Here is a 13,508-nt window from a genome sequence, read left to right as displayed (position 1 = left end):
GTCGAGGGGTGTGCGGGCTCAGTCGAGTCGAGGGGTGTGCGGGCTCAGTTGATGCGGATGAGCTTGGCCTTGAGGACGCCCAGCAGGCCGCCGTCGACGGTGACCTCCGAGCTGCCGGACACGCGGACCTTGCGGCCTGCGACGTTCACGCCGACCCGGCCCTGGATGTCCACGTTGCGGCCGGACACACTCACGTCGCCCCGGCCGGCATCCAGCGTGATGCCCTTCCTGTCGAGCCGTACGGAGGTCAGTACCTGCCGGGTCCGGCCGGCGTACACGGTCAGCTCGATGCGGTCCCGCCGGTCGTCCAGGAACACCTCGAGGCGCTCGTCGGCACTGCGCAGCCGGACGCCGGAGGGACCCGGCGCCCGGGCGTCGAGGAGCTCCACCCGGTGTCCCGAACGCGACACCAGGGAGCGGCGGTTGACCCGGCCGCTGGTGCCGTCGACGAGCGGCACGTCGTGCGCCGAGGGGGTGTCCACGCCGTTGTACAGGCCGCCGATGACGTACGGGGCGTCCAGCAGCCCCTGTTCGAAGCCCACGAGCACCTCGTCGTTGACCTCGGGGCTGACGACACCCCCGCCGCCCTTGCCGCCCCACTGCACGGTCCGCACCCAGTCCGTGACGTAGGTGTCGTCCAGCCAGGGAAACTTCAGCCGTACGGCGCCGCTCTGCGAACCGCCCGGCTCCCGTACGTCCGTCACCACGCCGATCGCCAGACCGGGCATGCGCGGGCTGCGGGCCGGGGCGTTCGCCCCGGTCACCAGGCCGGCCAGGGAGCGGTCCGGGCTGGCGCTGACCCAGACCGTCGTCCGGTACCCGCCGTGCGGCTCCAGGACGTGGTGGACGGCCGTCGCCGTATACCGGCCGGAGAACGCCTGCCCGACGTTGCCGAGCGCGACCGGCAGGCCCGCCCGCAGCCGCGGGTTGCCCTCCACCACGGCCTCCAGCTCGCCGAAGGAGGCGCTGACGTGGGCGGCCGTCGCGTCCGCCGCGGCCGTCGTCTCCGCCTGCGTCCGGTACGGCGTGTCCGTGACGGTGAGCTTCGACGACCTGCCGAACCGCGCACTCAGCGCCGGGCTCAGCCCCGGCACCACCGTGTCGCTCTCCACCGACGGCGCGCGGGCCACCAGCGGCCGCTTCGTCGTGACGTCCCAGCCGCGCACCTCCACCTGCGAGGCGCCGTCCGCGGCCGACAGCGAGGCCCGCAGCGCCAGCAGGTTGCGCCCGTACTCCAGCACCATCGGATCGCGGGTGGCCGGGGTGGACGGCGCGGGCGCCCCCGACGCCTTCCGCGGCGGTGCGAAGTGCAGCAGCCCCTTGTCGTCGACGTGCACCTGCGCGCCGCTCTCCTGCGCCAGGTACTGCAGGAAGTCCCAGTCGGAGACGTTGGCCTGCGAGAGCTGCCGGTAGGTGACGGGCGCCGCCTCTACCCGGCCGCACGCCAGCCCGGCGCCCGCGGCCACCTTGCGGACGATCGCCTCCGCCGTCATGTTGCGGTACGCCACCACCTTGCGGCCCCGTTGCAGACGGTGCGCCCGGGAGTAGGCGCGCACCACCGTGAACGAGCCGGTGCGGTCGCGGTCGACCTCCAGGCCGGTCACCTCGCCGTCGAACAGCCGCTCCCGCGCCTGCCCGGAGACGGTCACCACCGACACCCGCACCGGCGTTCCGATGGTGATGCCGGTGGCCCGGAGGAATTCGTGGTCGGGGTCGCGGAAGGTGAGCACCGCCGCGTCCGGCAGCCCCATGTTCTCGTCGACCACACAGCTCACCAGCTGGGCGGCCCAGATCCGCGGGAGTTCGCCGGGCGTCTCGATGACGGGGTCCGCCGCGAATGACCGGCCGCCCCGGGCCTCGGGTGTCGTCACTGCTCCTCCTCGGCGCCGGCGTCGCGCAGCCCGGGCACCACCAGTTCGGTGCCGGGCACGAGCGCCATCGGGTCGTCGATGTCGTTGGCCTCCGCGATGACCCGCCAGGCCGTCGCGTCGCCGTACTCCCGCCACGCCAGCAGCGCGAGGCTGTCGCCGGCGACCACGGTGCGCGTGCTGCGGGCGGTGCGCGCCCCGGACGTCGGGTTCTGGCCCGGCGGGTCGACGCTCGCCTCCTCGATGGACAGCGCGCAGGTGGCCCGCAGCGGTTTGCCGTCCACGTCGAAGAGCGTGTACGTCACCGACAGGCTCGACAGCACGCCGTCGAACGAGGTGGTGCGCGCCGTGCCCCACTCGAACCGCACCCACGGGCTGGCCGGCTTCTTGCGGCCGAGGCTGGCCGGGGTCGGCACGCACGCCTCCATCAGCGTCTCCACCGCCAGCTCCACGGAGTTGTCGTGGGTGGCGGTGGCATCCAGGAACACCTCCAGGCTCAGCTCGCGCGGGCCGCTGCCGACGAACTCGGGCAGCGCCGACTGCCCGGCCATCCGGGACGGGGTGCGCCGCCACTCGGTGGTCTTGCGCAGCTGGAGCGTGGACGGGTTGAACTGGAGGTCGAGCTGGGCGATCGTCCCGCCCGGCTTGGCGCCGACGGAGGTCGGGGGCTCCTTCAGGGTGAGCTGGGCCCGGGCCCGGCTGGAGCGGACCGCTGAGAACATGCCGTGGCTTCCTTTCCGGGGGCGGGCGGCGGTCGGGTACGGGTGGGACGGCGTCCCGGGGTCGGGGGCGGGTCAGGAGGGGCGCAGTCCCTGGTGGGCGATCTCCAGGGTCTCGATGGCCGCCTGGGAGCTGGCGGGGTCGAAGGAGGGACCCTGCCAGCGCACGGGGACGATCCCGAGGACCTGCCAGCTGATGATCCGGCTCAGATCCGGTCTCAGCGCCACGATCTCGCCGTCCTTGGGCTCCACTCGTTTCAGCGTCTCGTCGAGCCAGCGGGCGATCTTCGCGGTGTCCGCGGTGACCGGACGGGTGAGCGTGATGTTCGACCAGGACACACGGCTCGGGAGCTGCCAGGTGAAGCCGTTGTTGCCCCCTTCGGCGTACGTCTCCATCTCGACCTCGGCGCCCATGCCGGAGCAGGTGTTGAAGGCGCCCAGATCGCTGCCGCCGATCGCGAGCCGGAAGAACACGCTCGTTGCGAAGATGCTGTCGGTCATTCCTCGTCACTTGCCAGTCGGGGGTCGTCGGTTGTGCGTCGTGTGGTGCATGTCGTGCGTCGTGTGGTGGGTGGGGTCTGTCGTGTGTCGCGGGCGCTTCTCAGCGGCGTCCGTCATGGGGGCGGCCGGTGCGCTCCCGGCCGCGGCGCAGTTCGGCGCGCAGCAGCCGGGCCACGGGGTCGATGAGCCGCCGCGCCAGGTCGTCCAGGTCGAGACCGGCCTCGGCCCGCGGGTTCTCGGGGCGACGGGCCGCCGCCTTGCCCGCACCGGTGGAGGCGGGGGCGGGGGCGGAGGACGGGAGTGAGCCCGTCGACGCCGACCGCGGCCGGCCGCGTGCCGGCGTCTCCTTCGCCGGTACGCCCCGGACGGACCCGGCGGCGCCGGTGGCGTCGCGCTGCACGGGCGCAGCCGTGCCCGGCGAGGCGACCCGTGCGCGGGCCACGGGAGCTGGCCGCACCGGGGCCGGCGGCGGACGGTCCGCGAGCGGCGGGGCCTGCGGGGCCGTCACCGGCAGAGGGCGCGCCGGTACGGCGACGGGCCCACCGGCCGCGGACAGCCCTGGCGGATCGGGACGGACGACGGGGACGCGCCGGACGGCGTCCGGGTGACGCGGCGACCCGTCGGACGGTCCACCGGCCCGCGGCCCCGCGCCCGGTACGTGCGGTGGGACGGCATCGGCCGCCGCCCGCTGAAGGTAGGGCACCGCGGGGGCCGCGGACCCGTGGTGCGCCGGGTGCGGCGCGACGGGCCAGGTTCGGTGGGCCGTCGACGGCGCCGGGTGTGCTGCCGCTCCGGCGGCCCGCGCGGGGGCCGGTGCGGACGCCCGGCCCGCGGACGCCCCGGCGGTGCGGCGCTGAACCTGTGGCTCGGTACGGCCCGGGGTCCGTCCGGCGTCCCCGCGCCGGGCCCGCGCCTCGGCGGGCCGAGTGGTGTCGCCGGGTGCGTCGGCCGGTGCGCCCGGCCAGCGCGCCGCCACCACTGGGCGGCCGCGGGCCGGGGCGGCGGCGCGTGACTCTGCGCCCTGCGGGGTCCGCGTGCTCAGGGTGAGCGGGCGGCCGGCGAGCAGCGGAACGGTACGGGACGCGGCCGGGACGGCGGAACGGGCCACGGTGAGCGGGAGGGCGCCGAGCGAGCCTGGCCGGGCCGCCGCTGCGGACGTCCGGCTGCCCGCGGTGCCGGGGGCGCCGTGGGCGGCCGGGGCGTGCGCGGTGCCGGCGTCCGGGCGCGCGGTGTCGGCTCTCGCCAGGGTGACGGGCGTGGACGCCTGGTCGACCGCGGGCGCGGGCGTCGGCGCCGTGGTGCGCCCGGGGCCGGGCGCCGGCACGTCCGGCGCCGGAGTGCGGGCGCTGCCGGACGCCTGAGGGGGCGTCAGCAGCGGTGTGACGGGGCCGTCGAGTGGTCCGGCGACGGGCACGGCGGGCGGCGCGGCCGGGGTGGCCAGGCGGCGCTGGACGTAGGCCGTCCCGAGCAGCGGTGCGTCCCCAGCCGGTGTGCCGGCCGCGGAGGACGGCGCCGGAGCGGTCGCGGCGCCCCCGTCCCGACGTGCCGGAGCCCGCTGGACGTCCGTGGCCGACGGCGCCGTGGCGGACGACGCCCCGGGGGACGAATCGGAGGAGGCGCCCCCGGACGAGTGCCCGGTGGCGGCGGGACGGGCGGCACTGGGCGGGAGTGCGGACAGCGGCGCGCCGAGGCCGCCGCGCACGTGGGCGCCAAAAGCACCCCGGCCGGGCGCGGTCCGGTCGCGCTCGGGCGCGGTCCGGTCGCGGGCGCCGGCAGGGGCGCCGGGTGCCGTGCCCGGCGCCCCGTCGTGGACGTCCGGCGTGTCCGCCCCCGCCGCACCCGGGCCGCCGGAGCCCGTGCGGGTGCCGCCGTGTGGCGCGGGGGCGTCGTCGGTCCGGCGCTGGAGGACGGGCAGCGCAGGACCGGGGGCCGTGCCGGCGCCGGCCCGTGCGGCGGCCGGCGGTTGCGGCTGCGGGATCGCCGTCGGAGGGAGGCCGCCCAGCGGCGCACCGAGCGGCGCCCGGCCGCGCGCCGCCGACGCGGTGCGCTGGCCGGAGGCGGCGGTCGGCGGGCCGGCGGGCGTCGGCGTCGCCGTTCCTGTGCGCTGGACGGAGGCGGAGGTCGGCGGGCCGACCGATTCGGGCGTCGCCGTTCCTGTGCGCTGGACGGAGGCGGTGGTCGGCCGGGCGACCGATTCGGGCGTCGCCGGGGCGGGGGTGGCGCCGGGGGCCGGGCGCACCGCTGCGAGGCGGCGCACTGGGGCAGCCGGGCGACGGGCGACGGTCAGGCCGACGCCCGTCGGGACGGCGCGGACGCGGGGGCGCGGCTCGCCGGTCCGGGGGGCGCGGGGCGTCTGCGGCTGCTCGCCGTCGCGTGCGGCTCGCGCTCCGGCCGTCGGGGCGCCCTGCCGGGCGGCCGGGGGCGCGGACGTACGGCCGCCGTCGTGGACGGCGCCGTTCGCGGCGGGACGGTTCAGGGGCCCCGGGGCGGCGGCCGGAGGGACCACCGCCACCCGGCGTACGAGCGGGGTCGGCGGGACGGCGGTGCCGTGGCCGGAGCCCGCAGCGGCATCGGTCGCGACGGCCGCCGTGCCGGCACCGGCGTCGTCCGGCGTCACGGCCCGGGAGCCCGTCGTGGCCGCCGTCGCGGCATGGGAGAGCACGCCGGGCGACTGCTGCGACGTGAGGCCCCGGGAGCGGCCGGGCCCGGTGTCCGATGACCCGCGAGCCCCGGCACGGTCACCGGCGGCACGGTCGGCGCCGGCGCGCGAGGCGGCATCGGCGGCACGGGCGGCGCCGGCGTCCGAGGAGGCGTCAGCGCGCGCAGAGGCGCCGCCTTGAGAACGAGCCCCGCCGGGCAGGGTGCCGCCACGCGAAGGAGCCCCGCCGGGCGTCGGAGTGCCGCCACGCGAAGGGGGCGGGCCGGGCGAAGGAGTACCGCCGGGCGAACCGGTCGCCGGCTGCCGTCGCGGTCCCGCCGGGGCCTCGCCGGGTGACGCCGGGGCCGTCCGGTCGGCGGTCCGGCTGCCGGGGGTCTCGGCGGCCCGGGAGCCCTGGCCCGGCATGGCGGGGCCGGGGGTCCGCGGGTCCGGGAAGCCGTCGGCCGGGGCTTCCGCCCCCTGCGGGCGCAGGGCCCTCAGCAGCAGGGGCCCCCCGGCTGGCTGCGTGGGCCGCGGGGTCGCGGGGCGGGTGACGCCGCGCACCAGGCCCGTGGGAGCCACGGGCGTCAGCGCGTGTCCGAGGCCGCGGTCGAACGACGGGTTCTGCCAGGCGGTCAGCCCGGCCCGGAAGGCGAGGCCGTCGCTGACCCCGAGCGGGGCCCGGGACAGGGTGAGGTCCGGCGCGGCGGTACGGCGCCAACCCCCGTCCCAGTCGCGCGGCACGAAACGGCCCGCGCTCGACGGCCCGTGCGCGCCGGCCGGAGCACCCTGCGCGCCGCCGGGCACGCCGGGCCCGCCGGAGGCTCCCGCGGAATCTGCCGCACCCGAGGAGCCCAAGGGATGCGGGACACCCGGGCCGCTCACAGGACGCGGGGCCTGCGGCGGGCCCGGGACGCGGGAGCGGGCCGCGAGGGTACGGCGACGGAGCCTGTCCCGCCAAGCCATGTGCTAACCGCCCTCGTTCATACGGGTGTTGATCCGAGCGATCTCGGCGACCCACTGCCGGCGTTCGTCATGGGTCAGGTCGAGGATCTCCTCACGCCGCCAGTGGAAGTGGTAGGCGATGTACGCGATCTCCTCCCGGAGCCGGGGAAGGGCGTACGTCACGATTCCCCCAGGCGCCCACCCGAGAGGTCGACCTCGAAGCCGCCCTCGCAGTGCGGGCAGGTCACCGCGGCGCGGGTGTGGCCCTCGCTGTTGACACGGCGGTAGAAGTCCTGGAGGAAGGCGACGTCGGTGGCGTACATCCGCTCCACGACCCCGGCGTGCACGTCGGTGATCGTGCCGATCCGGGTGATCACCTGGCTCAGCAGGACCACGCTCAGGTACGCCGGGTTCTCCTTCACGCGCAGGTCGATCTGCGGACGCAGCTCGTCGCGTGCCGTGGCCAGGCGCATGGCGCCGTGCCGGTGCACGGTGCCCGCCTCGTCGACGTACCCGCGCGGCAGCTCGAACTCGAACTCGGTGCGCAGCCCGTGCTCCTCCCGGCGCGGCGCGGCGGCCGGGGCGGGCGCCGCCGCCGGCTCGGGCGCGGCGGCGGGGGCGGGCTCGGTCGCCTGGAGGATTTCCTCCAGGCTGCCCGCCGTCACCGTACGGCGTCTCATTCGACCACGATCTCCTCGAACACGATCGTGACGGACTCGGTCGCCGCGGACGACTCACCCGCGCGCAGCGACGGCCCCTCCCACCGGGAGGCCCAGCCCTGCATGAGCTGGATGCGGCGGACGGTGCTGCCCTCGGAGTCCTTGATCTCGATGGTGAGGTTCTGCCGGGCCGAGTTGACCGCCCCGTTGTTGAGGGTCTCCTTGATCCACTTGGTGAACTCGCTGCTCTGGTCGAGTCCCCGGGTGATCGTGATCTCGCCGGCCTGCCGGGCGCCCGGCTGCTTGCGGATGATCTGCTTGCCCTCCGCGGTGACCTGCTTGACCTCGACGACCTCCTCCTCGACGGTCAGGCCGCTGATCTCCTGGATCGATTCGACCAGGTAGCCGCCGAGTTGCACGCCGAAGACGTGTGTGGACAGTGCGTCGCCCGTTGCCATGACTGTCTGTCACCCTTTCCTGTGGACCCGCGGGTCACTCGTCGATGAGGCTGGTGCTGTCGGAGAACTGGGCCAGCCGGAACACCACGAACTCCGCGGGCTTGACCGGCGAGACGCCGATCTCGCAGACGACGCGGCCCTGGTCGATGGACTCCTGCGGGTTGTTGTCACGGTCGCACTTGACGTAGAACGCCTCCTCGGCCGTGCGGCCGAACAGCGCGCCCCGGCGCCACTCCTCGGTGAGGAACGCGGTGACGTTGCGCCGGATGCTGGACCACAGCCGGTCGTCGTTGGGCTCGAAGACGACCCACTGGGTGCCCAGGAGGATGGACTCCTCCAGGTAGTTGAACAGGCGGCGCACGTTGAGGTAGCGCCAGGCCGGGTCGGAGGACAGGGTGCGGGCGCCCCAGACCCGGACCCCGCGCCCGGGGAAGGCCCGCACGCAGTTGACGCCGATCGGGTTGAGCAGGTCCTGCTCGCCCTTGCTGAGCCGCATCTCCAGGTCGACCGCGCCGCGGACCACCTCGTTGGCGGGTGCCTTGTGCACACCGCGTTCGGCGTCGCTGCGCGCCCACACGCCGGCGATGTGGCCGCTCGGCGGGACGGTGGTGTTGCGGCCGGCGGCCGGGTCGAAGACACGCACCCACGGGTAGTAGAGGGTGGCGTAGCGGGAGTCGTAGCCCGCCTCGTCGTTGCGCCAGGTGCGCACCTGCTGTGCGGTGAGGCCGGGCGGGGTGTCCAGGACGGCGACGCGGTCGCCCATCTGCTCGCAGTGCGAGATCACGGCGAGCTGCACGGTGCGCACGCCCTCGGCGTCGATGTCACCGCGCTGGTAGGCGCTCATCAGGTCCGGCACCGCGACCATGGTGATCTCGTCGATGCTCTCCAGACCGCCGAACCCGGTGCGGGCGCCCGCGTCTCCGACGTACTCCGCCGGGTCGAGGCGGGCCACGTCGGAGGGGGTCGCGGCGGGCGCGGCCGGGGCGTCGGGCACGGCTAGCGTCTGCGCGGGCGGCCGGGTCTGGGCGGCGCCCTGCTGCTCGGCGACCTGGATCAGCCTGGAGGCGCGGACCTGGTTGACGAGGTAGCCCTTGACGTTCTTGCGGACCGAGGCCTCGTAGGTCTCCGCGACCTGGTCGCCCTGGCGGACCAGGACCTTGAAGCGGTCCTCCGGCGGGTTCTCGCCGTCGGCGTCCGCGATCTCCACGGAGACGCCGGTGACACCGGGCCGGGCCGCGACGAGGAAGCCGCCGATTGCGACCGGCTGCGCCGCCGGGGCCGGCCGCCGAGCGGCGTCGCCCGTCGCGGGGGCCGAGGCGTCGTCGGCGCGGCCGCCGATGCGCACGATGTAGGCGGCGCCGCCACCGTTGGCGAAGTAGCCGTAGACGGCGTGCGGCAGATAGGCGCCCTCGGTGAAGCCGCCGAAGAGCTGGGTGTACTGGTCCCAGCTCGTGACCAGCGTCGGCGTGTGGAACGGGCCGTTCCCGGCGAATCCGACGAACGCGGCGACGGCGGTGCCGACCCCTTCGATCGGCCGGGCACCGGACTGCACCTCCTCCACGTATACGCCCGGGGTGAGGTACGTCGGCATGCTCGCTCCTTCGGGTCCTGCGGCTCGTCCAGCTGTGTCCAGGACGAGTCTGCGCGGCCGGTGGCCGCGACCGGCAGGGACGCGGGGACCATGCCGGGGGCAGCACCGCTGCCCCTCCCGCCCGCCGCGGCGGCCCCTTCGCCGCCCTCGCCTGCCCCCCGCGTGCCCGAACGTCCCTGGACGGCCCCGCGGGCCGGGCGGTCCACTGAGGGCCGCAGCAGGGGTGTGCCGACGAGGAGGCAGCGCGATGCGAAGGTCCGGGGCGCACGCCGAGCAGGACGCGGTGCGGCAGGACGCGGACGGCCCGGCCGCCGCCCGCCGCGAGACGGGCGCCGGCGCCGCCGTGCCGCCGCCGCTCACCGCCGACGGACTGCGGGCGGCGCAGGGCGACGCGGGCAACGCCGCGGTCACCGCCATGATCGCCCGCCGGGTCCGTCCGGTGACGGTCGAGGAACAGCCCGACCCGGGTGTGCACGAGGTGCTGCGCGGCTCCGGCAAACCCCTGGCCGCACCGGTCCGCCAGGACATGGAATCGCGGTTCGGGACCGACTTCTCCGACGTGCGCCTGCACACAGGGGCCGCGGCCGCGCGATCGGCCCGCGCCATCGGAGCCCGGGCCTACACCTCGGGCAGCCATGTCGTCCTCGGCGACGGCGGCGGCGACTCGCACACCCTGGCGCACGAGCTCACCCATGTCGTCCAGCAGCGCCAGGGGCCCGTCGCCGGAACCGACAACGGGGCCGGGCTGAGCGTGTCCGACCCGTCCGACCGGTTCGAGAAGGAGGCGGAGGCCACCGCCCACCGGGTCATGAACACAGCGGCCCCGGCCCAGGACGCACACATGCACGCCTCCGGCGACCTCGGTGTGGCCCGCGCGCTGGACCACCGGGCGGCGGCTGACGGCCCGGCGGTGCAGCGGGCCGTCGTGGACGTCCAGCGTCTGGAACTCGACATCCAGGGCGGCGGCAGCGAGGGTCCCACCACGATCCGTTCCGCGTCCGACCTGATGGTGTGGCTGGTGGGCCACCCCACCCGTCCGGCTCCGCTCAACTGGGCGGAACCGGCGATCCTTCAGCGCGTACTCGCGCAACTCCAGCGGCTGGACGGCCCCGTGGGCGGCGACGCGGTGTGGGGTGCGGTGCGGTCCGTCGTCGAAGCCCGGGCGCGGGCCCAGGAGGGAAGCGATTCCAGCAGCGATTCCAGCAGCGACAGCGAGAGCGGCGGCGGCTTCTTCCGCCCCACCCGGACCCGCGGCGACAGCAGCAGCGAGAGCAGCAGCGACGAGGAGTCGGACAGCACCAGCGTCGCCTCCTCCCCGTCCGTCACCGGAGAGGACTGGGACGAGGGCCAGTGGGACCAGGACGACATCGGCCTGGCGCAACCGCACGAGTTCCGCCGCGAGATGTCCGACGAGGACCGCACCCGGCGCCAGGCCGAGACAACGCAGAGCCTGTCCGGCTACCGCCTGGTCGGGTTCCACGGCACCCACGTCGAGAGCATCGGCAGTCTGATCGCGCACGGACCCGACGCGGAGAAGTTCGGCAAGGGAGCCGGCACAGGCAAGGGGAACGGCTTCTACGTCGCACCGGTCGTCGCGCCCGCCGGGAAGTCGGCGTCCGGCTCCGGTGCCGCGAAGAAGGAGGCACGGCAGTGGGGCGGCTTCCTGGTCGCCGTCTATGTGCGCGAGGACGTCGAGGTGGTGGAGGCCGCCGGCGGTTCCGACGACGGCTTCGCGTTCGAGAGCGGAAGCGAGAGCGGCGCCGCCGACGCCGCCGGGCCGGTGATGACGTACCACGGCTCCGACGAACTGGTCATCCCCGAGGAGCTGTTCGGCAGCGTGCGGCTGGTCCGCAACCCGGACGACTTCGCGATGGTGTCCGACCCCGGCCTCGAGGCGGTGCCGTACGAGGACGGGGTGAGTGAGTACGACAAGGCCAAGAAGAAGAAATGACCCGGCCGGCGGGGACGGCCGCGGCTCAGGCGCCCACGGCCGCCTGGAGGTAGGGGCCGAACTCGCCCTCCAGGACCAGCCGGCCCAGCTTGCGGTACTCCTGCGCGATCGCCGTCACCAGCCCGTGCATGGTGAGCGGCGCGCCGGACTCGGCCGCGAAGTAGGCGGCGGTCACCGCGCACGCCCGGATGGAACCGCCGGCCAGCTCGAAGCGGTCGGCGCAGAAGGCGAGGTCCAGGTCGGCGGCGCGGGGCAGCCGACCGCCCAGGCAGCGCTCCCACAGCGCGAGCCGCTGACCGGCGTCGGGCACGGGGAAGTCCGCGACCACGTCCAGCCGCCGGGTGAACGCCTCGTCCAGGTTGGCCCGCAGGTTCGTGGTCAGCACCGCGATCCCGTCGAACGACTCCATGCGCTGGAGCAGGTACGCCGACTCGATGTTGGCGTGCCGGTCGTGCGCGTCCTTCACCTCCGAACGCTTGCCGAAGATGGCGTCGGCCTCGTCGAAGAGCAGCACGGCGTTGACCGCTGACGCCTCCGTGAAGATCCGCTCCAGGTTCTTCTCGGTCTCCCCCACGTACTTGTCGACGACCGTGGACAGGTCCACCACATACAGGTCCATGCCCAGGTCTGCGGCGACGACCTCGGCGGACATGGTCTTGCCGGTGCCCGACTCGCCGGCGAACAGGGCGATCACGCCACGGCCCCGGCCGCCGCCGGGCCGCATCCCCCACTGACCGAGCACCTGCTCGCGGTGGCGGGCGCGCAGCGCGAGTTCCCGCAGCCGCCGGTGGGTGGTCGGCGGCAGCACCAGGTCGTCCCAGCCCACGCCCGGCTCCACCCGGCGGGCGAGCCGGTCGAGCCCCGCGCCGTTCTGCGCCCGCACGGCGGCCCGCAAATCGTCGGGGCCGACCGGGCGCCCCGCGGCGGCGGCCGTGCGCACCGCCACGTCGGCGGCGCGGCCCACCTGCCGGGCGTCCAGGCGGTGCGCGGCGACCGCCTCCGCGAGGTCCGGCACGTCGTCCGCCGTGAGGCGCCGTCCCGGGCCGTGGGCGTCGTGCGCGGCGGCCCGTTGGAGGGCGTGCCGCCAGCGCGCGGCCTGCCGCTCGGGCGATGGCGCCGGCACGGCCAGGGTGACCGGCGTGTCGGCGGCCCATTCCGGGTCCCAGCCGATCGAGCCGTGCGTGATCAGGGGGATGCCGCGCAGCGCCGTGCACACCGCCCGTACCGCGCGGGCCCGTTCGGTCGGTTCCCCGGGGAGCGCCTGGAGGGGGCCGAGGACGACGGCGGCGCCGGTGAGCCGGGCTTCCAGAGCCACGAGACGGGCCAGTTCCGGTACGTCGCCCGGGCGGCGGGCGAGCGCGGCCGCGTCCAGGGCGAGCGGGTGCGGTCCGGCCGTGCGCAGAGCGGCGACGGCGAGCCCGGCGGCGTCGCCGCCCCGGCTGCGCAGATGGACGAGCCCGATACCGGTGCCGGCCGCGGCCGCCGCCCCCCGCACGTCCGCGGGATCGGCGGTCGGGTCCGGGTGGACCTCGTCGAGCACGCCGGCGAGCCGAGCGTCGGGCCGGTCGTGGCCAAGCAGGTGCGCGGTGACCCGGTCGGGCACGGTCACCACCCGGGACAGCGGGGGCCGTTCGGGCTCCCTGACCTCCACCAGGCCGCCGGCGACGAGCGGTGCGCCGGGGGCGAGCCGGAACCGCGCGGCGACCGCTCCGGCCGGCCCGCACAGCTCCAGGGCGAGCCCGACCGTGGGGCGGCGGCGGGTCAGGTCGTCGTTGAGGTAGCCGTAGAGGCGCTCGAACCGGGCGTCGATGTCGGGCGCGAGGGCGACCAGGAGCAGGTCCAGGTCCAGCGGGGACAGCCCGAACCGCCGGGCGAGACGGCCGAGGACGGATCCGGCGGGCGGCTCCCACGGCTCGTGCGGGGGTACGTCGAGGCCGCTCGGCTCGTCCAGGAGCCGGGCGACGGCCTCCGGCGCGAGGTACTGCCCGCGGTAGGGATCACCGGGATCGGGGTCGCCGGCCCGCCGCCCGGCCACGGCCCGCCGCACCCGCTCCTCGACGAGTGCCAACCGCCCCCACAGCACCTCCGCACCGCCGGACGCCGGCGGCACGGGCGGAACGGTCCCGCCGCGGCCGCCGGGGCCGTCGCGGGCCCCGCCGCCGCCGCGCCGGGCGGGCA

10 protein-coding genes are annotated in these 13,508 nt (G+C 76.1%); 1 reads left to right on the top strand and 9 read right to left on the bottom strand.

Translation table 11 applies throughout. From position 1 onward, the window contains the following. Positions 1-44: 44 nt before the first annotated feature. From AB0J12_RS30590 to AB0J12_RS30555, 8 genes are all read right to left on the bottom strand, one after another. Positions 45-1,871 (bottom strand): VgrG-related protein, encoded by a 1,827-nt coding sequence (locus AB0J12_RS30590; RefSeq protein ID WP_363267808.1) that lies wholly within the window; start codon positions 1,869-1,871, stop codon positions 45-47. After that, on the bottom strand, positions 1,868-2,590 hold the full coding sequence (locus tag AB0J12_RS30585; protein WP_363267807.1) for a LysM peptidoglycan-binding domain-containing protein: 723 nt from the start codon (positions 2,588-2,590) through the stop codon (positions 1,868-1,870). Before AB0J12_RS30585 ends, AB0J12_RS30590 begins: the two co-directional genes overlap by 4 nt. 72 nt (positions 2,591-2,662) lie before the next feature. Beyond that, positions 2,663-3,088, bottom strand: a complete 426-nt coding sequence (locus AB0J12_RS30580; protein ID WP_363267806.1) for a phage tail protein — start codon at positions 3,086-3,088, stop codon at positions 2,663-2,665. Between the two features lie 100 nt (positions 3,089-3,188). Then, positions 3,189-6,533, bottom strand: a complete 3,345-nt coding sequence (locus tag AB0J12_RS30575) for a hypothetical protein (RefSeq protein WP_363267805.1) — start codon at positions 6,531-6,533, stop codon at positions 3,189-3,191. A gap of 162 nt (positions 6,534-6,695) precedes the next feature. Continuing rightward, positions 6,696-6,854, bottom strand: a complete 159-nt coding sequence (locus tag AB0J12_RS30570; protein ID WP_361621922.1) for a DUF6760 family protein — start codon at positions 6,852-6,854, stop codon at positions 6,696-6,698. After that, complete coding sequence (locus AB0J12_RS30565) at positions 6,851-7,351, bottom strand: hypothetical protein (RefSeq protein WP_363267804.1); 501 nt, start codon at positions 7,349-7,351, stop codon at positions 6,851-6,853. Before AB0J12_RS30565 ends, AB0J12_RS30570 begins: the two co-directional genes overlap by 4 nt. Continuing rightward, a complete protein-coding gene (locus AB0J12_RS30560) occupies positions 7,348-7,788 on the bottom strand; it encodes a phage tail protein (RefSeq protein ID WP_363267803.1) in 441 nt (146 codons plus the stop codon). Before AB0J12_RS30560 ends, AB0J12_RS30565 begins: the two co-directional genes overlap by 4 nt. 34 nt (positions 7,789-7,822) lie before the next feature. Further along, positions 7,823-9,379: a phage tail sheath family protein gene (locus AB0J12_RS30555; RefSeq protein ID WP_363267801.1), complete on the bottom strand. Its 1,557-nt coding sequence runs from the start codon at positions 9,377-9,379 to the stop codon at positions 7,823-7,825. A 247-nt stretch (positions 9,380-9,626) separates the two neighbouring features. Between AB0J12_RS30555 and AB0J12_RS30550 the strand changes: the two genes are divergently transcribed. Continuing rightward, positions 9,627-11,330: a DUF4157 domain-containing protein gene (locus tag AB0J12_RS30550; RefSeq protein WP_363267800.1), complete on the top strand. Its 1,704-nt coding sequence runs from the start codon at positions 9,627-9,629 to the stop codon at positions 11,328-11,330. Positions 11,331-11,355: 25 nt separating this feature from the next. On the opposite strand, the gene AB0J12_RS30545 is transcribed toward AB0J12_RS30550, so the two are convergent. Then, on the bottom strand, positions 11,356-13,440 hold the full coding sequence (locus AB0J12_RS30545; RefSeq protein WP_363267905.1) for an ATP-binding protein: 2,085 nt from the start codon (positions 13,438-13,440) through the stop codon (positions 11,356-11,358). Positions 13,441-13,508: the final 68 nt, after the last annotated feature.

The sequence above is a fragment of the Streptomyces sp. NPDC049915 genome, from assembly GCF_040656475.1.
In the GTDB taxonomy this organism is placed as follows: domain Bacteria; phylum Actinomycetota; class Actinomycetes; order Streptomycetales; family Streptomycetaceae; genus Streptomyces.
The sequence above is the reverse complement of the archived record's forward strand: the minus strand, read 5'-3'. Positions and strand labels throughout refer to the sequence as shown.